The 26,280-nt window shown below is 73.3% G+C and carries 26 protein-coding genes and 2 pseudogenes; 7 read left to right on the top strand and 21 right to left on the bottom strand.

Annotated elements, in window-relative coordinates; translation table 11 throughout:
- Positions 1 to 18: 18 nt before the first annotated feature.
- The 8 genes from GA0070216_RS15170 to GA0070216_RS15135 form a co-directional block, all read right to left on the bottom strand.
- Positions 19 to 1,272, bottom strand: a complete 1,254-nt coding sequence (locus tag GA0070216_RS15170) for a DivIVA domain-containing protein (protein WP_091245938.1) — start codon at positions 1,270 to 1,272, stop codon at positions 19 to 21.
- 22 nt (positions 1,273 to 1,294) lie between these two features.
- Positions 1,295 to 2,446 (bottom strand): dual-specificity RNA methyltransferase RlmN, encoded by a 1,152-nt coding sequence (rlmN, locus tag GA0070216_RS15165; RefSeq protein WP_091245935.1) that lies wholly within the window; start codon positions 2,444 to 2,446, stop codon positions 1,295 to 1,297.
- A gap of 104 nt (positions 2,447 to 2,550) precedes the next feature.
- Complete coding sequence (locus GA0070216_RS15160) at positions 2,551 to 3,876, bottom strand: phosphatidate cytidylyltransferase (protein WP_091245930.1); 1,326 nt, start codon at positions 3,874 to 3,876, stop codon at positions 2,551 to 2,553.
- A gap of 451 nt (positions 3,877 to 4,327) precedes the next feature.
- The gene (frr, locus tag GA0070216_RS15155) at positions 4,328 to 4,885 is read right to left on the bottom strand and encodes a ribosome recycling factor (RefSeq protein ID WP_091245927.1); all 558 of its coding nucleotides are present in this window, start codon (positions 4,883 to 4,885) and stop codon (positions 4,328 to 4,330) included.
- An 85-nt stretch (positions 4,886 to 4,970) separates the two neighbouring features.
- Positions 4,971 to 5,738 carry a UMP kinase gene (gene pyrH, locus GA0070216_RS15150; protein WP_091245924.1) on the bottom strand — a complete coding sequence of 256 codons (768 nt, stop codon included), beginning with the start codon at positions 5,736 to 5,738 and terminating at the stop codon, positions 4,971 to 4,973.
- Between the two features lie 168 nt (positions 5,739 to 5,906).
- A complete protein-coding gene (gene tsf, locus GA0070216_RS15145) occupies positions 5,907 to 6,734 on the bottom strand; it encodes a translation elongation factor Ts (RefSeq protein ID WP_091245920.1) in 828 nt (275 codons plus the stop codon).
- Between the two features lie 132 nt (positions 6,735 to 6,866).
- Complete coding sequence (rpsB, locus tag GA0070216_RS15140; protein ID WP_091245916.1) at positions 6,867 to 7,772, bottom strand: 30S ribosomal protein S2; 906 nt, start codon at positions 7,770 to 7,772, stop codon at positions 6,867 to 6,869.
- A 400-nt stretch (positions 7,773 to 8,172) separates the two neighbouring features.
- Positions 8,173 to 9,336 carry a hypothetical protein gene (locus GA0070216_RS15135; RefSeq protein ID WP_245722513.1) on the bottom strand — a complete coding sequence of 388 codons (1,164 nt, stop codon included), beginning with the start codon at positions 9,334 to 9,336 and terminating at the stop codon, positions 8,173 to 8,175.
- Between the two features lie 234 nt (positions 9,337 to 9,570).
- On the opposite strand from GA0070216_RS15135, the gene GA0070216_RS15130 reads away from it, so the two are divergent.
- From GA0070216_RS15130 to GA0070216_RS15120, 3 genes are all read left to right on the top strand, one after another.
- Positions 9,571 to 9,930: a YraN family protein gene (locus tag GA0070216_RS15130; protein WP_091245909.1), complete on the top strand. Its 360-nt coding sequence runs from the start codon at positions 9,571 to 9,573 to the stop codon at positions 9,928 to 9,930.
- A gap of 127 nt (positions 9,931 to 10,057) precedes the next feature.
- Positions 10,058 to 11,578 carry a YifB family Mg chelatase-like AAA ATPase gene (locus tag GA0070216_RS15125; RefSeq protein ID WP_091245904.1) on the top strand — a complete coding sequence of 507 codons (1,521 nt, stop codon included), beginning with the start codon at positions 10,058 to 10,060 and terminating at the stop codon, positions 11,576 to 11,578.
- The gene (locus tag GA0070216_RS15120) at positions 11,575 to 12,753 is read left to right on the top strand and encodes a DNA-processing protein DprA (protein ID WP_091245899.1); all 1,179 of its coding nucleotides are present in this window, start codon (positions 11,575 to 11,577) and stop codon (positions 12,751 to 12,753) included. Before GA0070216_RS15125 ends, GA0070216_RS15120 begins: the two co-directional genes overlap by 4 nt.
- A gap of 140 nt (positions 12,754 to 12,893) precedes the next feature.
- On the opposite strand, the gene GA0070216_RS36115 is transcribed toward GA0070216_RS15120, so the two are convergent.
- Positions 12,894 to 13,022, bottom strand: coding sequence for a hypothetical protein (locus GA0070216_RS36115; protein WP_281190427.1), 129 nt, complete (start codon positions 13,020 to 13,022; stop codon positions 12,894 to 12,896).
- Between the two features lie 147 nt (positions 13,023 to 13,169).
- Here GA0070216_RS36115 and GA0070216_RS15115 point away from each other — a divergent pair, with 147 nt between their 5' ends.
- The 3 genes from GA0070216_RS15115 (at position 13,170) to GA0070216_RS15105 (ending at position 16,919) form a co-directional block, all read left to right on the top strand.
- On the top strand, positions 13,170 to 14,501 hold the full coding sequence (locus GA0070216_RS15115; protein ID WP_245722512.1) for a serine hydrolase domain-containing protein: 1,332 nt from the start codon (positions 13,170 to 13,172) through the stop codon (positions 14,499 to 14,501).
- Between the two features lie 124 nt (positions 14,502 to 14,625).
- On the top strand, positions 14,626 to 15,624 hold the full coding sequence (locus GA0070216_RS15110) for a tyrosine recombinase XerC (RefSeq protein ID WP_091245892.1): 999 nt from the start codon (positions 14,626 to 14,628) through the stop codon (positions 15,622 to 15,624).
- Positions 15,625 to 15,737: 113 nt separating this feature from the next.
- The gene (locus GA0070216_RS15105) at positions 15,738 to 16,919 is read left to right on the top strand and encodes an aminotransferase class V-fold PLP-dependent enzyme (protein WP_091246253.1); all 1,182 of its coding nucleotides are present in this window, start codon (positions 15,738 to 15,740) and stop codon (positions 16,917 to 16,919) included.
- Positions 16,920 to 17,056: 137 nt separating this feature from the next.
- On the opposite strand, the pseudogene GA0070216_RS15100 reads toward GA0070216_RS15105, so the two are convergent.
- Positions 17,057 to 17,724, bottom strand: a pseudogene (locus GA0070216_RS15100) (murein hydrolase activator EnvC family protein).
- A 180-nt stretch (positions 17,725 to 17,904) separates the two neighbouring features.
- On the opposite strand from GA0070216_RS15100, the gene GA0070216_RS15095 reads away from it, so the two are divergent.
- Complete coding sequence (locus GA0070216_RS15095; RefSeq protein ID WP_091245886.1) at positions 17,905 to 19,008, top strand: sulfite oxidase; 1,104 nt, start codon at positions 17,905 to 17,907, stop codon at positions 19,006 to 19,008.
- Between the two features lie 61 nt (positions 19,009 to 19,069).
- On the opposite strand, the gene GA0070216_RS15090 is transcribed toward GA0070216_RS15095, so the two are convergent.
- The 11 genes and pseudogenes from GA0070216_RS15090 to GA0070216_RS15040 all read right to left on the bottom strand — a co-directional run bounded on the left by GA0070216_RS15090 (position 19,070) and on the right by GA0070216_RS15040 (position 26,155).
- Complete coding sequence (locus tag GA0070216_RS15090; protein WP_011905215.1) at positions 19,070 to 19,393, bottom strand: DUF2469 domain-containing protein; 324 nt, start codon at positions 19,391 to 19,393, stop codon at positions 19,070 to 19,072.
- Complete coding sequence (locus tag GA0070216_RS15085; RefSeq protein WP_091245883.1) at positions 19,390 to 20,202, bottom strand: ribonuclease HII; 813 nt, start codon at positions 20,200 to 20,202, stop codon at positions 19,390 to 19,392. Before GA0070216_RS15085 ends, GA0070216_RS15090 begins: the two co-directional genes overlap by 4 nt.
- Positions 20,196 to 20,675 (bottom strand): NUDIX hydrolase, encoded by a 480-nt coding sequence (locus GA0070216_RS15080; RefSeq protein WP_091245881.1) that lies wholly within the window; start codon positions 20,673 to 20,675, stop codon positions 20,196 to 20,198. The genes GA0070216_RS15085 and GA0070216_RS15080 overlap by 7 nt, the downstream gene beginning before the upstream one ends.
- Positions 20,676 to 20,733: 58 nt before the next feature.
- Positions 20,734 to 21,369, bottom strand: coding sequence for a signal peptidase I (lepB, locus tag GA0070216_RS15075; RefSeq protein ID WP_091245878.1), 636 nt, complete (start codon positions 21,367 to 21,369; stop codon positions 20,734 to 20,736).
- A 170-nt stretch (positions 21,370 to 21,539) separates the two neighbouring features.
- Positions 21,540 to 22,361 (bottom strand): annotated as a pseudogene (lepB, locus tag GA0070216_RS15070) (signal peptidase I); the annotation flags it as partial.
- 193 nt (positions 22,362 to 22,554) lie between these two features.
- Positions 22,555 to 22,911, bottom strand: a complete 357-nt coding sequence (gene rplS, locus GA0070216_RS15065) for a 50S ribosomal protein L19 (RefSeq protein WP_091245871.1) — start codon at positions 22,909 to 22,911, stop codon at positions 22,555 to 22,557.
- A gap of 143 nt (positions 22,912 to 23,054) precedes the next feature.
- Entirely contained in the window at positions 23,055 to 23,843 is a 789-nt protein-coding gene (gene trmD, locus GA0070216_RS15060; RefSeq protein WP_091245868.1) for a tRNA (guanosine(37)-N1)-methyltransferase TrmD, read from the bottom strand.
- 16 nt (positions 23,844 to 23,859) lie between these two features.
- The gene (gene rimM, locus GA0070216_RS15055; protein ID WP_176738976.1) at positions 23,860 to 24,453 is read right to left on the bottom strand and encodes a ribosome maturation factor RimM; all 594 of its coding nucleotides are present in this window, start codon (positions 24,451 to 24,453) and stop codon (positions 23,860 to 23,862) included.
- Positions 24,454 to 24,455: 2 nt separating this feature from the next.
- The gene (locus GA0070216_RS15050; protein WP_172862164.1) at positions 24,456 to 24,716 is read right to left on the bottom strand and encodes an RNA-binding protein; all 261 of its coding nucleotides are present in this window, start codon (positions 24,714 to 24,716) and stop codon (positions 24,456 to 24,458) included.
- On the bottom strand, positions 24,691 to 25,212 hold the full coding sequence (gene rpsP, locus GA0070216_RS15045) for a 30S ribosomal protein S16 (RefSeq protein WP_091245862.1): 522 nt from the start codon (positions 25,210 to 25,212) through the stop codon (positions 24,691 to 24,693). Before rpsP ends, GA0070216_RS15050 begins: the two co-directional genes overlap by 26 nt.
- Before the next feature lie 295 nt (positions 25,213 to 25,507).
- Positions 25,508 to 26,155, bottom strand: coding sequence for a ribonuclease FAU-1 family protein (locus tag GA0070216_RS15040; RefSeq protein WP_091246250.1), 648 nt, complete (start codon positions 26,153 to 26,155; stop codon positions 25,508 to 25,510).
- Between the last annotated feature and the right edge of the window lie 125 nt (positions 26,156 to 26,280).

Here is a 26,280-nt window from a genome sequence, read left to right as displayed (position 1 = left end):
CTCGTCACATCTGGTGGATCAACGGCCGAAGAGGATGTCCTGGACGTCCTTGAGCGCGGCGTCGACCTCGGCCTCGAAGTAACCACCGGGCACCAGCCCGAACCGCAGCGTGTCCAGGTCCTTCGGGTTCACCGGCATCTGGTTGCGGCCCTGCATCCCACCGAGCAGGCTCTCGAAGAACCGGTCCACCTGATCGGGGTCGTATCCGCTGCCGAAGCGGCGCACCTGGAAGCTGCGCCGGATCTGGTCGACCCGGTACAGCTCGCTGCCGGGCGGGCCGGCCATCGGCGGACCCACCATCGGCGGACCGCCGGCCGGCGGGCCCATCGGCGCGGGCCCGCCCATCGACGGGCCACCCATCGGCGGCGGCGACATCGGCGGCGGGCCTCCCGGACCACGGCCACGCATCTCCCGCGGGTCGCGCTCGGGCATCCGGTCACGCTCGGGCATCCGGTCCCGCTCCGGCATCCGGTCCCGCTCCGGCATCCGGATCTCGGCAGTCATGTCGGTACGACCGTGCCGGCCCGCCTCGAAACCGTCGAAGCGCTGCTCGTCCGGGGGGCCGTAGCCACTACCCGGGCCGGCCGGCAGGCCCCGCGGCGGTGGGCCACCGTGCCCCGTCGGCCCGCTCGGACCAGGGCCCATCGGCCCACCGGGGCCCGGTCCCAACTGGCCGCGCGGTGCGTCGTACCCACCGCGCGGTGCGTCGTACCCACCGCGAGGCGCGTCGTGTCCGGCGGCGAAGGCGCCGCTCGGCTCGTCGTACCCACCGCGCGGCGCATCGCGTCCGGCGGCGAAGGCGCCGCTCGGCTCGTCGTACCCACCGCGCGGCGCATCGCGTCCGACGGCGAAGGCACCGCTCGGCTCGTCGTAGCGGTTGCCGTAACGGTCCGGCGGACCGGGCTGGGCCGGCATGGCGCGGGGCGGCATCGGCGGCGGGGCCGACGGCAGGCCCCGGTGGTCGTCGCGCATCGGCGGGGCGAGCCGGTCCGCGCCGCGCGGGTCGGCACCCCGGCCGCTGGGGGCGGCGCGCTCCTCCAACTCGGCCAACTGCCGCTCCACCCGGTCCAGGTGCAGGTCGACCTGCCACTCGTCATAGCCGTTGAAGCGGACCCGGAAGACGACGTCGTGGACCTCCTGGGAGGCCACGGGAGCGCCGACCGGCTGACCGGCGAGGGTCGCCTCCACCCGGTCCAGGAAGGCGTCGACCTCGTCGACCTTGTAGCCCCGGCGGAGCGCCTTACGCCGGAAACGCTGACCCTGACTCGCCACTATGTCTCCTGGTCTCGTACCGCTACGCCCGGTCGCGCCCGCGCGGCGCTTCGATGTCACTGTCCACCGCGGCAGCCAACTGCCCGCACGCACCGTCGATCTCGCGTCCCCGGGTGTCACGCACCGTGGTGGAGACGCCGGACTCCCGCAACCGTCGGACGAACTCCCGCTCCACCGGCTTGGCACTGGCGTCCCAGCGGCTGCCCGGTGTCGGATTGAGCGGGATGAGGTTGACGTGCGCCGACCTACCGGCCAGCAGGCGTCCGAGCAGGTCGGCCCGCCATGGCTGATCGTTCACGTCCTTGATCATCGCGTACTCGATCGACACCCGGCGCCCCGTCGTCGCCGCGTAGTCCCACGCTGCGTCCAGCACCTCGGCTACCTTCCAGCGCTGGTTGACCGGCACGAGTTCGTCGCGCAGCTCATCATCGGGCGCGTGCAGCGACAACGCAAGGGTCACCGCGAGGTCTTCGCTGGCCAGTCGGCGAATGGCCGGCACCAGGCCGACCGTGGAGACGGTGATGTGCCGTTGCGACAGGCCCAGCCCTTCCGGAGCCGGCGCCACCAGCCGCCGGATCGCCGTGACGACCCGGGAGTAGTTGGCCAGCGGCTCACCCATGCCCATGAACACCACGTGGGACAACCGGGGCGGCGACCCGGCCACCGCGCCCGAGGCGGCGACCCCGGCGAGGTAGACCGCCTGGTCGACGATCTCGGCGGCGGAGAGGTTGCGGGTCAGCCCGGCCTGGCCGGTGGCGCAGAACGGGCAGGCCATGCCGCAACCCGCCTGGCTGGAGATACAGACGGTGACCCGGTCCGGGTAACCCATCAGCACGCTCTCCACCAGCGACCCGTCGTGCAACCGCCACAGCGCCTTGCGGGTGGCGCCGTCGTCACAGGCCAGCTCGCGGACCGGGGTGAGCAGCCGGGGCAGCAGCGCATCGGCCAACCGGTCCCGGGCGGCCGCCGGCAGGTCGGTCATCTCGGCCGGGTCCCGGACCAGTCGCCCGAAGTAGTGGTGGGAGATCTGCTTGGCCCGGAAGGCCGGTTCACCGAGCTCGGTGACGAGCGCCCGCCGACCCGGCAGGTCAAGGTCGGCGAGGTGCCGGGGTGGCATCGCCGGGCGGCGGCCGGGGGCGTCAGGGTCAACGGGGATCACAGGCAGGCTCGTCATGGCTGGTCCAGTCTGTCACGCCGGTCGCCGGACCCGCCCGTCCGGAGGTGCCGAATCGCCCTCCACCAGGGGGACCACCCCTGCGGCCCGGCGTGATTCATCCCTCAGCCCACCACCGGCACGAGGATCGCCAGCAGCAGATAAGCGGTGGGTACGGCGAACAGGACCGAGTCCAGCCGGTCCATCAGGCCGCCGTGTCCGGGCAGCAGGGTGCTCATGTCCTTCACACCGAGATCCCGTTTGATCATCGACTCGGCGAGGTCGCCCAGCACCGCCGCACCCGAGACCGCCACCCCGAACACCGCGCCCCACCAGGGCGCCACGTCGAAGAGCAGCCAGAGCAGCAGGGCGCTGCCGACCGCGGCGGCGGTGACCGAGCCGGCGAAACCCTCCCAGGACTTCTTCGGGCTGATCCGGGGGGCCATCGGGTGCTTGCCGAAGGACACCCCGGCGGCGTACCCACCGGTGTCGGACAGCACCACGCCGACCACGGTGACCAGCACCCGCAGGTGGCCGTCGCCCGGGGCCGCCGCGAGCATCGCCGCGAAACCGCCCAGGAACGGCACGTAGACCGCGATCAGGGTCGCCGCGGTGATGTCCCGTTGGAAGCCGGCCGGGCCGTCACCCAGCCGCCAGATCATCGTGCCCAGCACGGTGACCAGCAGACCCAGGCTGAGCGCGTCCGGCCCGGCGAACCAGGCCAACCCGATGGTGAGCACACCACCGGCGAGCAACGGCAGCAGTGGCGGGTGGGCCCCGCTGCGCCGGACCGCGCGGGTCATCTCCCAGATGCCCACCCCGATCGCGGCGGCCAGCACGGCCAGGAAGCCGGGGAGGAAGAAGAACAGCGGCACCAGGACCAGCGCGCCGAGCCCGAGCCCGACGCCGATGGCGGCCGGCAGGTTCCGGCCGGCCCGACCGGTCGCCGGCAGCGGGGTGGCCGGTCGGGCCGCGCTGGCCCGCCGCCGACCCCGGAACCGCCGGCCGGTCGGCGGTGCCGGCTCCGGTTCGGCGACGGGCGACGGGAACGACGACCGGAAACCGTCGTCGTCGCGGACCGGGGCGAACTGGGCGGTCGGCTGGTCGTCGTCCCTGACCGGCGTCAGGTGCGCAGCCGGGGCGTCGTCGTCCCGCACCGGGGCGAGGTGCGAGGTCGGGGCGTCGTCGGGGAGCGGCCGGACCAGGTCGCCGAGAGGGCGGTCAGCACCGAACCGGTCACCGACCGGCTCGTCGTACGGCCCGCCGTTCGGCTCGTCGTGTCGACGCACGGGTGGCCGGAGCGGGGCCTGCGGCCCGGCCGACAGGTCGGGACCGGACTGCCGGGGCGACCACGGCTCGACCTCCCGTTCCGGCCAGGGCAGCGCCGGGGGACGGTCGGATCGCTCCCAGCCACGAGGCTCGGTGCCGCTGTAGGGGTCGAGGTGGGACATCACGCACCGGACGACGGTACGAGTTCCACCACATGACGCAAGACCACAACCATCCCCTACCCGCGTGACTACTTCCGGTTGGCCGGCCCGACGGCCGATCGATCCCCGCCATTCACCGCCCGGTGGCCGGGAATCGTGCCGAGCCTACTGCACGGGCCGGCCGGACACGGTGGACGTCGGCCCGGCGGTCCACCAGCAGCTCGCAGGCCGGCCCCACCCCGCTGGCGCGACCCGCCCGGACCACCGGCCACACCCCGCTGGCGCGACCGCCCGCATCACCGGTCCCACGCCCGGCCGACCGGCCGCCGGCTCGGCCCACGGGCCGGTCCGGCCCACGGATCGATCCATCGGTCCCCTTGACGCACCGGCCCGGCCGGGTGGGCGAACGACGGCGGCACCGGCGCAGCGCCGCCACACGGGCGGTGCCGCACCGGTGCCGTGGCAGCCGGGCTCAGACTTCGAGCAGCTCCGACTCCTTGTGCTTGACCAGTTCGTCGACGGTGCCGACGTAGCGCTGGGTCAGGTCGTCGAGTTCCTTCTCGGCGCGGCGGCCGTCGTCCTCGCCGACCTCACCGTCCTTGACCAGGCGGTCCAGCTCTTCCTTGCCCTTGCGGCGGACGTTGCGGACCGCCACCTTGGCCTCCTCGCCCTTGTGCCGAGCCACCTTGATCATCTCGCGGCGGCGTTCCTCGGTCATCTGCGGGAGCAGGATGCGCAGCTGGTTGCCCTCGTTGTTCGGGTTCAACCCGAGGTCGGAGTCGCGGATCGCCTTTTCCATGGCATTGATCTGCGAGTTGTCGTACGGCTTGATGATGGCCATGCGCGGCTCGGGCACCCCGATGGACGCCATCTGGGGCAGCGGGGTCGGCGTGCCGTAGTAGTCGATGATGACTTTGGAGAACATGGCGGCGTTGGCGCGACCGGTACGGATGGCGCCGAACTCCTCCTTGGCGTGCTCGACCGCACGCTCCATCTTTTCCTCGGCCTCGAGGAGGGTGTCGTCGATCACCGGTCTCCTCGCCTCCTTCTGTTGCTCGTCGTGGGCTGGGCTGCTGCTGTGGGTGCGGCAGGACCGCACTGGTGGCCGGGAGCGGTCAGGCGGTGATCAGCGTACCGATCTTGTCGCCGCCGACGGCGCGGATGATCGTGTCCTCGCCCTGGGCGCCGAAGACCAGCATCGGCAGCCCGTTCTCCATGCAGAGGCTGAACGCCGCCGCGTCGGCCACCCGCAGGTTGCGTTGCAACACCTCGGAAAAGGTGATCGAGTCGAACTTACTGGCGTCCGGGTCGATCCGCGGGTCGGCGCTGTAGACGCCGTCCACGCCGTTCTTGCTCATCAGCACCACGTCGGCGCGGATCTCCAGCGCCCGCTGGGCGGCCACCGTGTCGGTGGAGAAGTACGGCATCCCGGCACCCGCGCCGAAGATCACCACGCGTCCTTTCTCCAGGTGCCGGATCGCCCGCAGCGGTATGTACGGCTCGGCGACCTGGGCCATCGTGATCGCGCTCTGTACCCGCGTCTCGATGCCCTCCTTCTCCAGGAAGTCCTGCAACGCCAGGCAGTTCATCACGGTGCCCAACATGCCCATGTAGTCGGCGCGGGCCCGGTCCATGCCACGCTTCTGCAACTCGGCACCGCGGAAGAAGTTGCCGCCGCCGACCACCACGGAGACCTGCACACCACGACGTACCACGGTGGCGATCTGCCGGGCGATGGCCTGCACGACGTCCGGGTCGACACCGATCGCCCCACCGCCGAAGACCTCACCGGAGAGCTTCAGCACCACCCGGCGGGCGCGGCCGGGCGGCGGTGCCGTCGGGTCGTCCGCCTCCAGGCTCCGGTCGTTCACAACCTGTGTCATCCGCCCCGCCCCTCCCGCGTACGCGTCGACCGCGCCGCGTCACCGCGTACCTGCCCGTTGCCGACCCTATGTGACGAGGAGGCCGCGGTGCCTGTCGCGTACACCAGCGGCCTCCTCGTCGACGTTGCGTGCCCGTCCGGGCGCGACGTGCGCCCGGACGGTGGCGGCTCAGGCCTGGCCGACCTCGAACCGGACGAAGCGGGTCACCTCGATGCCGGCCTCGGCCAGCACCTGCTTGACGGTCTTCTTGTTGTCGGAGACCGACGCCTGCTCGATCAGGACGTAGTCCTTGAAGAAGGCGTTCACCCGGCCCTCGACGATCTTCGGCAGGGCCGCCTCGGGCTTGTTCTCCTCGCGGGCGGTCTGCTCGGCGATGCGCCGCTCGGACTCGACGACCTCGGCCGGCACCTCGTCGCGGGTGACGTACTTCGGCCGCATCGCGGCGATCTGCATGGCGGTGCCCCGGGCGTCGGCGTCACCGGCCTCGTCGGTCTTGCCGCGGTATTCCACCAGCACACCGACGGCCGGCGGCAGGTCCTGGCTCTTGCGGTGCAGGTAGACCGCGACGGTGCCGTCGAGCTTGGCGAAGCGGTTGAGCACCAGCTTCTCGCCGATCTTGGCGGACTGCTCCTGGATCAGGTCGGCGACGGTCTTGCCGTCCAGCTCGGTGGCGAGCAGCTCCTCGGCGGTGCCGACGCCGCTGCGCTCACCGTGCGCGACCAACTGCTGGGCCAGGGCGACGAACGCGTCGGTCTTGGCCACGAAGTCGGTCTCGCAGTTGAGCTCCAGCAGCGCCTGGCCGGAGTGCGCGACGAGGCCGTTGGCGGCGGTCCGGCCGGCCCGCTTGCCGACGTCCTTGGCGCCCTTGACGCGCAGGATCTCGACGGCCTTGTCGAAGTCGCCCTCAGCCTCGGTGAGCGCCTTCTTGCAGTCCATCATGCCGGCGCCGGTGAGGTCGCGGAGCTTCTTGACGTCCGCGGCGGTGAAGTTGGACATGACTCTCTCTTCGGTGTTGAGTCTGCGGTGGGTGGTCTGAGGTGCCGGCTACCCGGAACGGGCCGGATGTGCCCGGCGGTGACCGCCGGACCCCGCCGCCCGGACTGGGCGACGGGGACGCGGCGGTACGAGTCACTCGGCGGCGGCGGTGGCCGGCTGCTCGGCCGGCTTCTGCTCGGTGGCGGCGGGCTCCTCGGCGGCCGGCTGCTCGGTCGCCGGCTGCTCGGTGGCCACCGGCTGCTCGTCGGCCTTCTTCGGCTCGAGCAGCTCGCGCTCCCACTCGGTCAGCGGCTCGTCGCTGCCGACCTGACCCGCCTCCGGCTTCTCGTCGCCACCGCGACGACGGCCGGACCGGGCGATCAGACCGTCGGCGACGGCGGCGGCCACGACCCGGGTCAGCAACTCGGCGGAGCGGATCGCGTCGTCGTTGCCCGGGATCGGGAAGTCGACCTCGTCCGGGTCGCAGTTGGTGTCCAGCACCGCGATCACCGGGATGCCCAGCTTGCGGGCCTCGTCGACGGCGATGTGCTCCTTCTTGGTGTCGACGATCCAGACCGCGGCCGGGAGCTTCTGCATGTCCCGCAGGCCACCAAGGGTCTTGGTGAGCTTGGTCTTCTCGCGGAACAGCTGCAGGGTCTCCTTCTTGGTGTAGCCGGCGGCGGTGCCGGTCAGGTCACCCAGCGCCTCCAGCTCCTTCATCCGCTGGAGCCGCTTGTACACCGTCTGGAAGTTGGTCAGCATGCCACCGAGCCAGCGGTGGTTGACGTACGGCTGGCCGACCCGGGTGGCCTGCTCGGAGATGGCCTCCTGAGCCTGCTTCTTGGTGCCGACGAATAGGATGCTGCCACCCTCGGCCACCGTGCTGCGCACGAAGTCGTACGCCTTCTCGATGTATTCGAGGGTCTGGCGCAGGTCGATGATGTAGATGCCGTTGCGCTCGGTCATGATGAAGCGCTTCATCTTCGGGTTCCAGCGCCGGGTCTGGTGCCCGAAGTGGACACCGCTCTCCAGCAGCTGACGCATGGTCACGACGGCCATGGTGGGGTACTCCTCAAGATCCCTGGTTGTCACGTCCGGCCGGTGGCCGGACGTCCTGGTGCCTGGTCGCCGGCCCATGGTGGGCCCGAAGGAGATCGGGACCAGGGAGGCCGCCGCCCCACGATGAAACGTGGAGAGGGCACGCGAGGTCGACCGCACAAGGCGGTCGCCAAGTGGCCAGTGTACGCCCCCGCCCTGCCCGCCGGCCCCCGCCCCACCATCCGGCCCCGGGTTCAGGCTCCCGGCGGCGACGGTGCCCGAGGAGTCGGAAGGCCGGGCGGGACGGCACGGGGTTCGGCGGGCCGGCGGGGGCGGCGGTCCAGCGGGCCGGCGGCCCGGCGGGCCGGCGGGGGCGGCGGTCCAGCGGGCCGGCGGCCCGGCGGGCCGGCGGCCCGGCGGTTCAGCGGGCGGCGAGGGCGGCGGCGAGGAAGAGGACCAGCCCGACGGTGAGGTAGGCGGTCGGCGGGCGCAGCCAGCCCCGGGCGCCGTCGGCCATCGCCAGGCCGCCGGTGCGCAGCCCGTACAGGCCACCGGCGAAGACCGGCAACCCGATCACCAGGAAGGTGCCCACCACGACGTGCGACGCCGAGACCGGGTCGCCGGTGAGGCCGTGCAGCAGCACCCGCAGCGCCGGCGCCTCGAAGACCAGGACCGACAGCCCCAGCAGCGCCGCCAGCGCCGGCCGCCGGGTGCGGTAGACGCCGTCGGAGGCCGGTCCACCCGCGCGGTACGTCCCGTCCGGGCCGGCCAGGTCGTCCGCTCGGGGCGTGACCGGTGCCATCGGGCCGGTCGGCACCTCCAACGGGGAGGGCTCAGCCGGTCGGGTGGGTTCGACGATCGGATAGTTGCCCAGCGCCGCCGGCCGGACCGACTCGGCCCCCGCCAGCGGGCCCACCCCACTGACCCCCAGCACACCCGAGTCGGCGGTGAACCGACCGGTGCCGCTGTCACCGCCGCCGAGCCGCCCGGTCGGGGCACCAGCCAGCCGGCCCGTCCCGGTGTCACCGACACCCCGGCCCGTTCCGGCATCGGTCAGCCGGCCCGTTCCGGTGTCGGCCAGGCTCCGGCCCGTTCCGGCATCGGTCAGCCGGCCGGTACCGGTGTCGGCCAGGCTCCGGCCCGTTCCGGCATCGGTCAGCCGGCCCGTTCCGGTGTCACCGACGCCCCGCACCGGCAGACCGCCGAGCGGGCCCGCGCCGCCGCCCCCGAGCGGGCCGACGCCGCTGACGCCGGCTTCACGGGCGGCGCGTCGACCCACCCGGTCGCCGGGCAGTTCGCCGGAGACGTCCGGGTCGTCACGACGGGAGCGGGTCGGCCGGTACCCGGTGGTCCCGCCCCCCACGGCACCCAGCGGATCGGCCACGTCGAAGCGCCCCGAGTCGAAACGGCTGGCATCGGCGTACCGGCCTTCCTCGGCGGCCCGCTGGTCGGGGGTGCGCGACTCGTCGTCGTACCGGCGCACCCCGCTCGCCGTACGCCAGTCCGAGTCGTCGTACGCGCGTTCCCGGTCGGCCGGGTACCAGCGTGACTCCTGATCTTCGGGGTAGCTCCGTCGTGCGTCCACGTCCGGCACCGTATGCGACCGACCCGCCCGACGCCATTCGCAGGTCGGACCGGCCGACAGCACCGATCGGACGGTTCGGCGGACGCCCGCCCGCCACCCTCGTGAGCAGGGCTTCGGCAGATCACATAGCACGGCGGAGCCTTGATCGTCCGGTCGTCCACAGGGCGTCGAGTTGTCCACAGGCGTGTCGTCGGGTGTCGCGCCCATCCCGGCCCCACCCGCAGCCTGACGGGCATGACGAAGCGGAACCAGGCGGTCGGCGCGTACGGCGAGAGGTGCGCCGTACGGCACCTGATCGGGGCCGGGCTGCGCCCGGTGGCCCGCAACTGGCGCTGCCGCGAGGGCGAGATCGACGTCATCGCCTGGGACGGCCCGGTCCTCGCCTTCTGCGAGGTGAAGACCCGGCGGAGTGACACCTACGGCAGCCCCGCCGAGGCGATCGTCCCGGCCAAGGCCCGACGGCTGCGAGGGCTCGCCGTCCGCTGGCTGGCCGAGACCGGGACGACCGCCGACGAGGTGCGCTTCGACGTGCTGTCGGTCCGCCTGCCGCCTGCCGGCCCGGCCCGGGTCGAGCACCTCAAGGGCGCCTTCTGATGGCCGCCGACCTCGTGGTCGGGGTTTCCACCGGCGGCGCCCCGGGCCGGGCCGGCCGGCGGCGCGCGGGAGGCTCCCGCCCGGCTCCCCACCATCGCGCCGGGCGATGCTGGGCGGAGGTGGCGCGGTGAGCTACGCCAAGGTGCACGCGGTGGGGCTGGTCGGGGTCACCGGACACCTGGTCGAGGTCGAGGCGGATCTCTCCCCGGGGCTGCCCGCGGTGGTCATCTCGGGGCTGCCGGACACCGCCCTGCACGAGGCCCGGGACCGGGTCCGCGCGGCCGTGGTCAACTCCGGCCAGCGCTGGCCCAACCGCCGGATCACCCTCAACCTGCTCCCCGCCACGCTCCCCAAGCACGGCTCGGCGTTCGACTTGGCCATCGCGGTCGCCCTGCTCGGTGCCGCCGGTGAGCTACCGCTGCTGCCGATGGAGGGGGTGGTGGTCCTGGGCGAGTTGGGGCTCGACGGCACGGTCCGGCCGGTCCGTGGGGTCCTGCCGATGGTCGTCGCCGCCGTCCGCGGCGGCCTGGACCGGGTGGTCGTACCGGTGGGGAACGCGGCCGAGGCGGCGGTGATCCCCGGGGTACGGGTTCGCGCCGTGGACACCCTGCACCGGCTCGTCGCCTTCGTCCGGGACGGCACTCCCCTGCTGGAGCCACCGTCCGCCACTCCCGCCGAGACGCCGTCCGGGCCGGACCTCGCCGACGTCGCCGGGCAGGGGCTGGGCCGGCGGGCGTTGGAGGTGGCAGCGGCCGGCGGGCACCACCTCTCCCTGCTGGGGCCGCCCGGCGCCGGCAAGACGATGCTCGCCGAACGGCTGCCGTCGATCCTGCCGGCGCTCGACGACGAGGCCGCGCTGGAGGTCACCGCGCTGCACTCGATCGCCGGCACGCTGCCGCCGGACGGCCGGCTGCTGCGCCGACCACCGTTCCAGGCCCCGCACCACTCGGCCACCGTGCCGTCGCTGGTCGGTGGCGGCTCGGGGCTGGCCCGGCCCGGCGCGCTGTCGCTTGCCCATCGAGGGGTGTTGTTTCTCGACGAGGCCGCCGAGTTCAGCAAGGGCGCCCTGGAGGCGTTGCGCCAGCCGCTGGAGAGTGGGCACGTCCACCTGACCCGGGCCAGGGGCAGCACCCGGTACCCGGCCCGGGTGCAGTTGGTCATGGCCGCCAATCCCTGCCCCTGCGCGAAGCCCGGGGGCGACGCGCTGTGCGAGTGCAGCCCGCTGGCGCGGCGGCGGTACCTCGGCCGGCTCTCCGGCCCGCTGCTCGACCGGATCGACATCCAGATCAGGGTGCATCCGGTGCGGGCGGCCGAACTGATGGGCACCGACCCCGACGGCGAAGACTCGCCGACTGTCGCCGCCCGGGTCGCGGTGGCCCGGAAGGCTGCCGCCGAGCGGTGGGCCCCGACCGGGCACCGGCTCAACGCGGAGGTGCCCGGCCCGTTGCTGCGCCGGCCGCCGTGGCGGCTCGCCACCCGGGTCACCGCCGAACTGCGGGGACGGCTCGACCGGGGTTCGTTGTCCGCCCGGGGCTTCGATCGGATCGTCCGGCTCGCCTGGACGATCGCCGACCTCGACGGCCGGGCCGGGCCCGATCGGGAGGACGTCCGGGAAGCCACCGGACTCAGGACGGGGGAGGAAGTGTGAACAGCACCGAGGATCTGCACGCCCGGGTGGCGCTGACCTGGCTGACCGAGCCGGGCACCCGGTTGGTGCACCGGCTGGTGGGCCGGCTCGGTCCGGTCGCCACGCTGGACCTGCTGCTCGACGGTGGCGCACCCGACGAGACGTTGCGGACGGCGGTGGCGGCCCGGCTGCACGCGGGTGACCCCCGGGCGGTAGCCGCCGAGGCGGTGGCGCTCACCGACCGGCTCGGCGCGCGGATCATCGCCCCGCCGGACGACGAGTGGCCCGCCCCGCTGGGCGACCTGGAAGGGCTGGTGCTGCCCGGGGCGAGCCGGAAGGTCGACCGGGAGACCGCCCCACCGCTCTGCATCTGGGTACGCGGCGGGTGGCCGTTGGGCGAGGTGCTGGACCGCTCGGTGGCGGTGATCGGCGCACGGGCCGCCACCGGGTACGGCGTACACGTCGCCACCGAGCTCGGGTACGGCCTGGCCGACCGGGAGTGGACGGTGGTCTCCGGTGGCGCGTTCGGCATCGACGCCGCCGCTCACCGGGGCGCGTTGAACGCGGGTGGGGTGACGGTGGCGGTGCTGGCCTGCGGCGTGGACCGCCCCTACCCGATGGGCAACTCCGCGCTGTTCGACCGGATCGCCGAGACCGGCCTGCTGATCAGCGAGTGGTTGCCGGGGGCGGAGCCGTTGCGTCCCCGTTTCCTGATCCGTAACCGGGTGATCGCCGCCGGCACCCGGGGCAGCGTGCTGGTGGAGGCGGCGGCCCGCAGCGGCGCGGCCCAGACCATGCACCGCGCGATCGCCCTGCGACGACCGGCGATGGTGGTGCCCGGCCCGGTCACCTCGGCGCTGTCCGTCGGCGCGCACGAACTGCTGCGGGAATACGACCGCACCCGACTTGTCACCGGGCTCGCGCACGTGTTGGAGGAGGTGGGCCGGATCGGGGCGGACCTGGCACCACCGGCCAGGGGCGCGGACCGCCCGACGGACGTCCTCGACGACGAGGCGGCCATGCTGCGCGAGTCGATGCCCCGGCGCGGTGCGATCGGTGCGGACGCGCTCGCCGCCCGGGCCGGCGTGCCGGTCCGGACGGCGTTGCGCAAACTCGCCCTGCTGGAGGAGTTGGGTCTGGTGACCCGCCGCGACGACGGCTACGCCCTCACCCGACCGCAATCGTCCAAGGGTTGAGGATGCCCGGGTGAGCAGTCTCGCTCCGGTGGGGCCGGCGGACAGCATCGACCGGCCCCCCACAGTGCGAGGATCTCAGGCGCTGGTGTTCCGACCAGGGGAATCGTGGTCTCCCCTGGCCACCATTTCCCACCGCGCTTTCACGAAGGCAGGACGACCCACGAACGCCAGCTTCGCTCGGCGAGAACGTCGGGAGTCCGTAGGCCGGTGCAGAGCAGCACCAGGCCCGCAACGAGCAGCCGCATCCAGGGGTTGGAAGCCTTCACCATGCCAGTTTCCGTCGGTAGGACCGGTGGCCGCACGAGGACCGTGACAGTCCACCCGTCCACCCACCCCTTCCCAGGTAGTGAAGTTCGCCGCCGCGAAGGGCGTCATCCAACCGATCACACTGTTGAGAGGGTGCGATGATCGCTGCCGTGTCGATTCCCCGTCGTTCCGTGCTCGGTCTCGGATTCGCCGCCGCCCTCGGGTTGGCCGGCTGCGCCAAGAACCCGCCCACCGCGCCGGCCGGCTCCTGGGCCACCGCCGCGCCGGGTGACGGTGCGCCGGGTGGCCAGGGTGCTGCGGCGGCCGGCCGGCCGGGGGCGGCAGCCCGGGGCACCGCCCCGGTCCCGGCCAGCAAGCCGCGCACCCTCACCGTGGCGCTCCAGCGTTACCTCCAGCCGACCACCGAGAACCCGAAGCACCCGACGTACGCCGGGGCGGTGGTGCTGGCGATGACCGCCGGTGAGCCGACCGACCAGCTGGCGGTCGGTGAGGCGCTGCGCTACGGCGCCGGCCCGGTGCTGCTGCCGGCGGCGAAGCGGGTCGCCATGCGTCCCGACTCGATCTTCGACCTGGCCTCGCTCACCAAGGTCTACACCGCGATCCTCACCCTGCAACAGGTCGACAGCGGCCGGATCGACCTGGACGCGCCGGTGGTGCGCTACCTGCCCGAGTTCACCGGCGCCGGCAAGTCCACCGTCACCGTGGCGATGCTGCTGGCCCACACCAGCGGTCTGCCGGTCGGGGCCAAGGTGACCGGTTACGCGACGATGGCCGAGCGGTGGCGCGCGGTGCTGACCACGCCCCTGGTCAGTGGCACCACCCCGGGCACCGTGTTCCGCTACTCCAGCGTCGGCCTGATGGTGGCCGGGAAGATCGTCGAGAAGGTCACCGGGCTCAGCCTCGACCGGGCCCTGAAGACCCACCTGACCACGCCGTTGGGGCTGCGCTACACCGGGTTCAACCCCAACACCTGGCTCGGCACGGCCGACCGGGCCAACCGGCTGGTCGCCACCGATGCCCGCTCCTCCCGGGGGCTGCTGCGGGGCGTGGTGCACGACGACGTCGCCAACCACCTCGGCGGCATCGCCGGCCACGCCGGCATCTTCGCCCCCGCCGAGGAGGTGGCGGTCATCGGGCAGTTGCTGCTCGACGGCGGCAGCTACGGCGGGAAGCGGATCCTCGCCGAGAGCACCGTCGCCCGGATGCTGCGCAACGCCAACACCGGGCTGCCCGCCGTCGACCCGGACCGACCGGGCCGCACCTCCGACCACGGCCTCGGCGTGGTGCTCAACCAGCCCTGGTTCATGGGCAAGCTGGCCCGGCCCACCACCTACGGGCACACCGGGTTCACCGGCACCTCGTTCCTGGTCCAACCCGACCGACGCCGGGTGCTGGTGCTGCTCACCAACCGCGCCCACCCGAACTGGAGCTGGGCCGACCCGGATCCGGCCCGGGTCGCCGTGGCCAACACGTTCGCCTGACCCGTCGCCCTACCCGCCGGCGTCCGTAAGCTGGGCGGGTGGCCCCGGACGACCGCTCGCTCCCCCGTCGGTCACCGCCGCCCTGCGGGTGCCGCCACCGGTCGACCTTGGCGGAGGCGGGTCGATGAGTCGACGCGGTGCGGGCACCCGGGTCATCCACCAGGCGCTGCCGCCGGCGATGCGGGACGCGGTGGACGAGTTCGCCGCCCACCTCGCCCAGGTGCGCAACCGGTCCGCGCACACCGTCCGGGCGTACGTGGCCGACCTGGTCTCGTTGCTCGACCATGCCGTCCGGATGGGCTGTGCCGCGCCAGCCGACCTGGAGCTGAGCGTGTTGCGAAGCTGGCTGGCGAAGCAGCGGACGACAGGCGCGGCGCACAGCTCGTCGGCCCGGCGGGCCGCTGCGGTGCGTACCTTCAGCGCTTGGGCGCACCGGTCCGGTCTGCTGGCCACGGACGTGGCCGCCCCGCTGGCCACCCCGAAGGCCCGTCGGGAGCTGCCGGTGGTGCTCCGCGCCGACCAGGCCGCCACCCTCGTCGAGGCCCCGGGCGACGGCGGGCCTTCCGCACCGGGCGGTGCCGGCGGCGCCGGTGCGCCGGAGGAGGCCACGGCGGACGATCCGGTGCTGTTACGTGACCGGGCGTTGCTCGAACTGCTCTACGCGACCGGTGCACGGATCAGCGAGGTGTGCGGGTTGGACGCCACGGACGTCGACCACGAACGCCTGGTGATCCGGGTCCTCGGCAAGGGCAACCGGGAGCGGACGGTCCCGTACGGGCTACCGGCCCAGCGGGCCGTCGACCGGTGGCTGGCGGTCGGCCGGCCCGCACTGGCCGGCCCGGACTCCGACCGGGCCCTGTTCCTCGGTGCCCGGGGTGGCCGGCTCCATCCGACGATGGCCCGTCGGATCGTCGCCGGTTACGCCCGGGCCGCCGGGCTGCCCCCGACCACCCCGCACGGGTTGCGCCACTCGGCGGCCACCCACCTGCTGGACGGCGGCGCGGACCTGCGGGCGGTGCAGGAGCTGCTCGGGCACTCGTCCCTGGCGAGCACCCAGATCTACACCCACGTGTCGGTGGAACGGTTGCGCGCCGCCTACCGCCAGGCGCACCCCCGGGCCTGACCGGCCCCGGCCGGCGGCCCCTGCGGGCCTGACGGGGACGAGGACGACAACGGGCCGCAGTGACCGGCGACGATCGGTCCGCCGGTCCCCGGTGTGCCGGCTACGATCACCGGATGAGCGTCCCGCCGCCGCCCGAGTCGATTCCCGGGGCCCGACTGCTCTTCACCCTCGACCCCTCGGTCAGCTATCTCAACCATGGCGCATTCGGCGCGGTGCCGCTCGGGGTGCAGCGGACCCAGCAGCGACTGCGCGACGAGATGGAAGCCAACCCGCAGCGCTTCTTCGGCCAGGCGCTGACCGAGCGGCTCGCCCACACCCGGCGGCACCTGGCCGCCTTCCTCGGCGCCGATCCGGAGGGCACCGCCCTGGTCGGCAACACCACCACCGGGGTGGCCGTCGCCCTCCAGTCGCTCGGTCTGCGCCCCGACGACGAGGTGCTCGGCACCGACCACGGGTACGGCGCGGTGAACTACTCCGTCGCCCGGGAGTGCCGGCGGACCGGTGCGACCGCCCGCAGCCTGCATCTGCCCCTGTCCGCCACCGAAGCGCAGCTCGTGGAGATCGTCCGGGCCGGGCTGCGCCCGGGGCGGACCCGGTTGCTGGTGGTCGACCAGCTCACCTCGGCCACGGCCCGGGTGCTGCCGGTCGCCGCGCTGGTGGCCGTGGCGCGGGAACACGGTATTTCCGTGCTGGTGGACGCCGCGCACGTGCCCGGGATGCTGCCGGTCCAGGTGGACGCGATCGGGGCGGACTTCTGGGTGGGCAACCTGCACAAGTGGGGGTACGCCCCGCGCGGCACCGCCGTCCTGGTGGTCGCCCCACGCTGGCGGGACCGGATCGAGCCGTTGGTGGTGTCCTGGCAGCAGCCGAGCGGCTTCCCGGGGAACGTCGAATGGCAGGCCACCCTCGACTACACCGGCTGGCTGAGCGCCCCGGCCGGCCTCTACACGCTGCGGAGCATCGGCGTGGAGCGGGTCCGCGCGCACAACGCCGCACTGGCCGCGTACGGGCAGCGGGTGGTCGGGGACGCGCTCGGGGTGCCGCCGGCCGACCTGCCCGACCCGGGCGGACCGGGGGTGGCGATGCGGATCGTGCCGCTGCCACCGGGCGTCGCCGGCACGCTGGAGGGTGCGGGGGCGTTGCGTGCCCGGATCGCCGACCGGCTCGCCGCCGAGGTGTCGGTGATGGCCTGGAACGGGCGGGGCTGGCTTCGGCTCTGCGGTCAGGTCTACAACACCCCCGACGAGTACGACCGGTTGGCGACCCGGCTGCCGGCGTTGCTGGCCGAGGGGTGACCCGTCCCCCTGCCGGGGCGCGGACCGCACCGGCAGGGTGCCCACCCGTCCCGCCGGATGACCCCGTCCGGCCCCTGGCCCCACCGTCGGCCGGCGTCGGAGTCACCGACCCGGACCGGCCGGTGGTCTACGTCGGGTCACCGTCCCGGACCGGCCGACCCTCGAAGCCGGAGCCGCCGGCCCGGACCCGCCGACCGTCGGCGTCGCCGTCCCGGCGGGACCCGTCGTCGCCGGGGATGCCCGCCTCGACCGGTGCCGTCACCGGTAGCAGGCGGACCGGGCCGAGCCCCAGCAGGGCCAGCGGATCGAGGTATTCCCGGTCCCGGCGGGCCCCCCAGTGCAGGCACCCTCCGGTCGGGGTGGAAGCCCCCGCCGTGGGGCAGCCAGGATGCCCGCCCAGCAGCACTCCCAGCGGTGCACCGAGCGCCACGACGTCCCCGGGGTGCGCCTCGGGATGGACCGGCTCGTAGGTGGTCCGCAGGCCCCCGGGGTGCCCGACGGTGACCACCGGCCGGCCGGCGACCATGCCGGCGAAGAGCACGGTGCCGGCCCCGGCGGCCCGGACGGTGGCACCGGGCGCGGCGGCCAGGTCCACGCCCCGGTGGCCGGGAAGCCACGGCAGCGGAGGCGGGTCGAACCGGCGTACCGGCCGGGGTGGGCCGTCGAGTGGCCACCGGAACACCGGTGCCGGCACGACCCGGACCGGGGCGGATGGTGGTGGGGTGGACCGCCCGGGGAGCCAGTGGGAGCCGAACACGAGCACGGCGGTCCCGAGGGCCACCGCCTGCCGCAGTCCTGTGCGCATCACCGCAGCATGTCGGGACCGACGGACCGGCGCCACGGACCGGTTGTCCGCTGTGGATGACGGAACCGACTGTGGAGAACGCCCGGCCGGCCCGATGATCTGCTAAGACGGCGAGGCTGCGGGCGATCCACCGGTCTAGGCTGGCGGCATCGCAGGCGGGCGCAGACCGGGAGGCCACCGATGACCATCGACGAGGTGAGCCGACCGTCACGGGTCGCCGGGGCGGATGAGGCGATCAGTCCGGAGGAGCTCCAACTGGCCGCCCGCAACCACGGCATCCCGCTCGAAGCGCTGCGCTACGACGTCACCCCCGCCGGCCTGCACTACCTGCTCATCCACTACGACATCCCCGACCTCGACCCGGTGACCCACACGCTGACCGTGGACGGCGCGGTGGGTCGGCCGCTCCGGCTCGGGCTGACCGAGCTGCGCGAACGCCCCCGGGTGACCCGCCGGGTCGCGATGGAGTGCGCCGGCAACGGTCGGGCGCTGCTGCATCCCCGTCCGGTCAGCCAGCCGTGGCTGGTGGAGGCGGCGGGCAACGCCGAGTGGACCGGCACCCCGTTGGCGCCGTTGCTGCGCGAGGCCGGGATCGCGCCGGAGGCGGTGGACGTGGTGTTCACCGGTGCCGACCATGGCGTCGAGCGCGGGGTGGAGCAGGACTACCAGCGGGCCCTGCCGGTCGCCGACGCGCTGCGCGACGAGGTGCTGTTGGCGTACGAGATGAACGGCGCTCCCCTGCTGCCCCAGCACGGCGCACCGCTGCGGCTGATCGTCCCCGGCTGGTACGGCATGGCGCACGTCAAGTGGTTGCGGGCGATCAGCGTGCTGACCGGGGAGTTCGACGGCTACCAGAACGCGGTGGCCTACCGGCTGCGGCGCGACGCCGACGACCCGGGTGTGCCGGTGACCCGGATCGAGCCCCGGGCGCTGGTCCGGCCGCCGGGCTTCCCGGACTTCATGTCCCGCAGCAGGGTGCTGCGTCCCGGACCGTGCACGGTGGACGGACGTGCCTGGTCGGGGCACGGCCCGGTGGTGGCGGTGGAGGTGACCACCGACGGCGGGGTGAGCTGGACACCGGCCATCCTGGACCCGCCGACCGGCGGCGAATGGTCCTGGCGACGCTGGCGGTACGAGTGGACGCCGCAGCCCGGCCGTTACTCGCTGGGGGCGCGGGCGACCGACGCGTCGGGGCGTACCCAGCCGGTGGAGCAACCCTGGAACCGGGGTGGCTTCGCCAACAACCTGATCCAGCGGGTCGACGTGCTCGTCGTCGGGGAGTGAGGCCGGCGGCGGGACGGGCCCCGGCCCGGCGTCGGCGGTGGGGGCCGACGCGGGGCGGGGATCAGCTACCGAAGCCCGAGTCGGCGGGCAGCGAGATGTCGGGCTTCTCCAACTCCTCGACGTTGACGTCCTTGAACGTCATCACCCGGACGTTCTTGACGAAGCGGGCCGGGCGGTACATGTCCCAGACCCAGGCGTCGTGCATCTCGACCTCGAAGTAGACCTCGCCGTCGGAGTTGCGCACGTGCAGGTCCACCTGGTTCGCGAGGTAGAACCGGCGTTCCGTCTCCACCACGTAGGAGAACTGACGGACAATGTCGCGGTACTCCCGGTAGAGCTGCAGCTCCATCTCGGTCTCGTACTTCTCGAGATCTTCCGCGCTCATCGCACTCCGCCTTCCATGACCACATCTTCCCCCACCGGTGCCGGAGGCCGAGGCTGCTCGCCCAACGCCACGCCGACGGTACCCCCTGCCGGGCCCGAGCGCTCCATCGGCTCGGGGGCGGCTGCGCCGAGCGGCCGACGGGCCCGGGGCGGGGCACCCTCCCGGCCGGAGACGGCAGCGACATTGACGTACGAGAACCGGTGCTCCACGCAGGGACCGCGCTCCCGCAGCGCCTCGGTGTGCTCGGCCGTGGCGTACCCCTTGTGCTCGGCGAAGCCGTAGCCCGGGTGGCGTCCGTCCAGCTCCACCATGATCCGGTCCCGGGTGACCTTGGCCAGCACGCTGGCCGCCGCCACGCAGGCCGCCACCCGGTCACCCTTCCAGACCGCCAGCCCCGGCACGTCCAACCCGTCCACCCCGAAGCCGTCGGTGAGCACGTACTCCGGTCGGGTGGTCAGCGAGGCCAGGGCCCGGCGCATCGCGGCCAGGTTGCACACGTGCAGCCCCCGGGCGTCGACCTCCTCGGCGGGGATGACCACCACCGCGTACGCCAGGGCGCGGGCGACCACCTCGGCGTACACCCGCTCCCGGCTGGCCGGGGTGAGCAGCTTGGAGTCGGCCAGCCCCTCGATCTCGCCGCGCCGCCCCTCGGGGAGCACCGCGGCGGCGGCCACCAGCGGGCCGGCGCAGGCTCCCCGGCCGGCCTCGTCCGCGCCCGCGACATGCCGGAAGCCGCGGCGTTGCAGCGCCCGCTCCAGCGCGTAGAGCCCACCGTCGCGGCGCACCACCGTGCGCGGCGGGGTCAGCACGACGCCTCCGACGCGGGGGCCGCCGCCAGCACCTGGGTGAGCAGGACCGCCAGGTCGGCGGGGTAGCACCGCTCGGCGGTGTCGGCCAGTTCGGCCGCCGACCACCAGCGGTGCCCGGTGACACTGGCCCGCTCGATCTCGTCGAAGCCGGCCGTGTCCACCTGCCAGGCGGGCACCCGGACCACGAAGAACTCCTGTTCCTGGCGGTACCACACGCCGTCGAAGGGAAACTCGATCGTCTCGGTGCGGACCGACCCGCCCAGCTCGGCCGGCGTGAGCCGCAGCCCGGTCTCCTCGGCCAACTCCCGGGCCGCCCCGGCCGCCGGGGACTCCTCCGGTGCGAGCCCACCGCCGGGGGTGAACCAGTACCGGTGGCCCGGACGGGCCGGATCGATGCCCTCGAAGAGGAGCACCCGGTCGGACGCGTCGACGAGCAGCACGCGGGCCGCACGACGGGGGTGGAAGACGGTCACCGCATCAGCCTGCCAGACGGCCCCGACGCTCGGCCACGCCCCGGTGGTCTCGCCCCGGTCAGGGTTGGGGAATCCCGTCGAACGACTTCGGCACGGTGAGCCAGGTGGCCCGGTCGAACGGCCAGAAGACGGTGAAGGCCCGACCCACCACCTCGCCCTCGGGGATGGTGGCGCTGTCGATGTTGCGGCCGGACTGCTGCCAGTGCTCCAGGGAGTCGCCGGAGGCCGAACGGTGGTCACCCATCACCCAGAGCCGTCCCGCCGGGACGGTGATGTCGAACTCCTGGTCGGCGGGCTTGTCCTGCTGACCGTTGGCGGAGTAGATGTACGGCTCGTCGAGGGACTTGCCGTTGATCGTCAGCCGCTCCTGCGCGTCGCAGCAGACCACGTGGTCACCGCCGACCCCGATCACCCGCTTGATGAAGTCCTCGCCGTCGGGGTTGCCGCTCCACTCCGTCGGTGCCTTGAACACCACCACCTCACCCCGGTGCGGTGAGCGGAAGTCATAGACCAGCTTGTTGACCAGCACCCGATCGTCGATCTTGAGAGTGTTCTCCATGGACGGCGACGGGATGAAGAAGGTCTGCAGCACGAATGCGCGGACCAGCACCGCCACCAGGATCGCGACGCCCAGGAGAATGGGCAGCTCCTTCCAGAAGGAACTGCGCGGCTTGTCGGTCTGCTCGTCAATCACGGGTGGAGCCTACGTCGCCGGAGCCGAACGGGCCGCCCGGAACGCCGGAGGTGTCCCGGCCACCCGGAACGCCGCAGCCGTTCCCGGCGCAGGTGTGGTGGCCGGCCGGAACCTGCGGACCGGCCGGGGCCGGGGGGCCACACCCGTCGCCCGGAGCGGACGACGGCCGCGAGCAGCGCGGCGACCGGGAGGAGCAGGACCACGTCACCGGTCGGGGTCGGCCGGACCGGTGCCGGGGCGTTGGGCGCGGCGGCGGAGTCGGCCACCCGTTCGAAGGTGGCCGGCACCGGAAGCGACGCCCACCGGGAGGACGGCCACACCACCATGAACGCCCGGCCGACCACGTTGTCGATCGGCACCGGGCCCTGGCAGCGGGCATCCTGGGAGACCAGCCGGTGGTCGCCCATCACGAAGATCTGACCCGGGGGTACGACCACCTCGTCGAACCGCCGGGACCGGCACTCCTTGGGGTTCGGCGGCACGTCCAGCGGGGAGTCGCGCACCACGTACGGTTCGTCCAGCGGGATGCCGTTGACCAGCACCCGGCCCTGGTCGTCGCAGCACTTGACCCGGTCGCCGGGCAACCCGATCACCCGTTTGATGAAGTCCTTCTCGCCGGGGCGGCCCACGCCGATCAGGTCGCCGAGGGTGCGTCCGATCCTGCCGACGGCACCGGCCGGCGGCGCAGGGCTCTCCAGGGCGACCCACTTGTCGGTGCCCCGGAACACCACCACCTCGCCGCGCAGCGGGTCCCGCACGTCGTAGACGACCTTGTTGACCAGGACCCGGTCGCCGATGAGGAGGGTGTCCTCCATCGAGCTGGACGGGATGAAGAAGGCCTGGAGCAGGAAGGTGCGGATCAGCACCGCGAGACAGAAGGCCACGATCAACAGGAGTGGCAACTCCTGCCACAGGGGCATCTGCCGACGGGTGGGTCGGGTCCGCCGACGCCACGGGTCGGCCGTGTCGTTCGAGTCAAGCACCTGCACCACGCCACTCCCCGGTCCGCAGAAACGACACTACCGCCCGGGAGCCTCGTCGAGGCCCCACGGGCGGCGGTGGACGATCGGAGCGCCGCGACCTGGGTCGCGACACCACCTGCCGGACTGCGCCCGTACCGATCAGCGTAATGCGCTCTGCTCGATACGACATCCGCGCAGCTCAGGCGGCATGGCGAACGGGAAGTCAGCTGGGCTGCTTCTCCCGCTTCTCCTTGATCTTGGCCTTCTTGCCGCGCAGCTCACGCAGGTAGTAGAGCTTGGCCCGGCGGACGTCACCGCGGGTCACGATCTCGATCCGGTCGATGCCCGGGCCGTTGATCGGGTAGGTCCGCTCCACGCCCACCCCGAAGCTGACCTTGCGGACCGAGAAGGTCTCGCGCAGACCGTCACCCTGGCGACGGATGACGACGCCCTGGAAGATCTGGACCCGGGACCGGTTGCCCTCGACGACCCGCGCGTGCACCTTGACGGTGTCACCGGCACGGAAGTCGGGGAGGTCGGTGCGCTTCGACTGGGCGTCAAGGGCGTCCAGGATGTTCATCGCTGCGTCCTCGTGATGCTCACGGCGCACCGTCAGTCGGTGCGCGGATGGGTGATTCTGATCCCCGGTGGTGGTCGGCGGGGCCGACCCCGGTCGGGAATCCTCGCAGCCGCCCACGGGCGCGGACGGATGCGGCAACCCCTCTACTTTGCCACATCCCCCGAGGGCAGGGGAAACCCACCCCGCTCCAGCGCCGCCACGTCCCGTTTGTCCAGGATCTCCGGGGGCAGCGCGGCGAGCATGTCGGGTCGCCGGGTGGCCGTCCGGGCCAGCGCCTCGTCGCGCCGCCAGCGGGCGATCCGACCGTGGTCGCCCGAGCGGAGCACCTCGGGCACCTCGTGCCCCCGCCAGCTCGCCGGCTTGGTGTACATCGGGGCTTCCAGCAGACCGTGCGCGTGCGACTCGTCGTCCAGCGAACCGGCGTTGCCCAGCACCCCCGGCAGCAGCCGGGTGACCGCCTCCAGGATCACCAGCACCGCGACCTCGCCGCCGAAGAGCACGTAGTCGCCGAGCGAGACCTCGGTGACCCGCAGCCGGGTCGCGGCGTGGTCGAGCACCCGCTGGTCGATGCCCTCGTACCGGCCGCAGGCGAAGAGCAGGTGCGACTCGGTGGCCAACTCGTGCGCCATCGCCTGGGTGAACGGCGCACCGGCCGGGGAGGGCACCAGCAGCCGGGGCAGGGTCAGGCCGTCCGGAGCCAACTCGTCGGGGGCCAACGCGTCCAGCGCCGCGCCCCACGGCTCCGGCCGCATCACCATGCCCGGCCCACCGCCGTACGGCGTGTCGTCGACCGTGCGGTGCACGTCGTGGGTCCAACTCCGCAGGTCGTGTACGGCCAACCGGAGCAGACCCTGCTCCCGGGCCCGTCCGATCAGGGACAGGTCCAGCGGGGCGAAGTACTCCGGGAAGATCGACACGATGTCGACGCGCATGTGGGTGGCTTCCGGTCTAGAGGTCGAGCAGACCGGCCGGCGGGTCGACGACGACGCGTCCGCCGGCGAGATCGACCTCCGGGACGATCGCCTTGACGAACGGGATCAACGCGGTGCCGCCCTGCGGGCGGCGCAGGACGAGCAGGTCGGAGGCGGGCGCGTGGTCGATCTTCACCACCTCACCGAGATGCTCCCCGGCCGGGGTGACCACGGCGAGGCCGACCAACTGGTGGTCGTGGAACTCCTCCGGGTCCTCCGGTGCGGCGACGGAGGCGCTGTCCACCCCGATCAGGGTGCCGCGCAGCGCCTCGGCGGTCTCCCGGTCGAGCACCCCTTCGAAGGCCACCAGCATCCGGCCCTGGTGCCAGCGGGCCGCCTCGATGGTCAGCTCGTCGGGGACCTCGTACGCCACCCCCGGCTCGGGGGTGGCGGCCGGCTCGGGGGTCGACGCCCGAGCCTCCCTCGGGAGCCCGGTGCGGGGCGTCGCCCCCGGCTCGGTGCTGAGCACCGCGCCGGGGGCGAACCGCGCCTCGGGCTCGTCGGTCCGCACCTCCACGGTGACCTCACCGCGGAGGCCGTGCGGCTTGCCGATCCTGCCGATGATGAGCAGCATCAGTACGAGTCGACGATGTCGACGCGTACCCCGCGTCCTCCGATGGAGCCGATCACCTGACGCAGCGCCTTGGCGGTCCGGCCGGACCGCCCGATCACCGTGCCGAGATCCTCCGGGTGCACGCGGACTTCCAGCCGCTTGCCCCGACGGGAGTCGACCATGCGGACGCGCACGTCGTCCGGGTGGTCGACGATCCCCTTGACCAGGTGCTCCAGGGCGGGACGCAGCGGCATGTCAGGCCTGCTCACCGGCGTCGGCAGCAGCGGCCGGGGCCTCGGCCGGAGCCTCGGTCTTCGGGGCCTCGGTCTTCGGAGCCTCGGTCTTCGGGGCCTCGGTCTTCGGGGCCTCGGTCTCGGCCGGGGCCTCCGCCTTGGCGGCCTTGCGGGCCGGCTTGGCCGGGGTCTCCGGGGCCAGGCCGGCGGCGGCCTTCGCCTCGGCCTCGTACGCCGCCTTGCGGTCGGCGCGCTCGGCGGCGACCTTCAGCGGCGGCGGGGCCGGCAGGCCCTTGAACTTCTGCCAGTCACCGGTCAGCTCCAGCAGCCGCTGGACGGCCTCGCTCGGCTGCGCGCCGACCGAGAGCCAGTACTGGACCCGCTCCGACTTGACCTCGATGATCGAGGGGTCTTCCTTCGGCTGGTAGATGCCCACGAACTCGATCGCGCGACCGTCACGCTTGGTGCGCGAGTCCGCGATGACAATGCGGTACTGCGGGTTGCGGATCTTACCCATCCGCAGGAGCCGGATCTTTACGGCCACAGTTGTTTCGCTCCTGTTGCGATTTCACCGACCCGGCTACGGGCGGTGCACGGGTGAGCGTCGACCGGCACAGTGGGGTTGGGCCGGAGACTGCTCGATGGACTGGCGACGCGCCCGGGTTAGAGGGCGCCGAACGCGCGCCGGATACCAGCGACCCATTCTGCCAGATCGCCCGCGGGATGCTCACATCGGCCCGCCCCGCCGGCACCCACCCGGGCGCGGCGGGCCAGCGCCGCGCCCGCCGGGCCCAACCTTCCCCCGCACGGGGGCGCGGTCCAAGTGGGTAAGGACACACTCAGCGCACGGGTGGCCGGTCCCAGCCGGGCGGCAGCTCCGTCGGGGACGTCCAGTCGGCCGGCGGGACGAAGTCGCACCAGGTGCCGTCGAACGGGAACTCCCCCGCCTCGGCGAGGGCGATCACCCGTGCCCCCTCGGCCCGGACCGCCTTCTCGTCGGTCACCCAGTAGTGGTCGGGGAAGGCGAGCCGCTCGGTGAACTCGTCCTCGTCCTTCCACTGCCAACTGCGGTCGGGACGGACCACCACGTCCAGGTCCTGGTCGACCACGTCCACCCCGGCCACCGACCCGTCGTCCCACCGGACGCCGTGCTCCTCCAGGTTGACGTACCAGGTGGCGAAGCGGCCCTGCGCGTCGCGGAAGAACCAGACCGAGTGGGCCGCGCCGGTGGGCAGGAACTCCAGCAGCGGTGGGCCGTTCCACCGTCCCCGGGCCAGCCGGTAGGACGAGGTGATCCACTCGGTGAAGGGCATCGCCCGCATGCCCAGACCCGCCTCGGACACCTCGTGCGCCACCGGCGTGTCCCGGGCCACCCAGAGCAGCAGTCCCCGGTCGTCGTCGAGGACCACCCGGGCCGCCCGGACCCACCCGATCCGGCCGTGCCGGACGTTTCGGTGCATGATCAGCTGACCTGGCGCGAAACGCACCACACCTCCACAGGTCTCGACGGACGTCCGGCACGCCGGCCCGCTGACGTGTTCAGGCCCCGGCAGCAGTTCCGGGCCGACCGCCCACCCTGGCCCGAACGTGCCGGCGTCGCACGTCGTGCGCC

The sequence above is a fragment of the Micromonospora matsumotoense genome (assembly GCF_900091525.1).
GTDB classification, from domain to species: Bacteria; Actinomycetota; Actinomycetes; order Mycobacteriales; family Micromonosporaceae; genus Micromonospora; species Micromonospora matsumotoensis.
The sequence above is the reverse complement of the archived record's forward strand: the minus strand, read 5'-3'. Positions and strand labels throughout refer to the sequence as shown.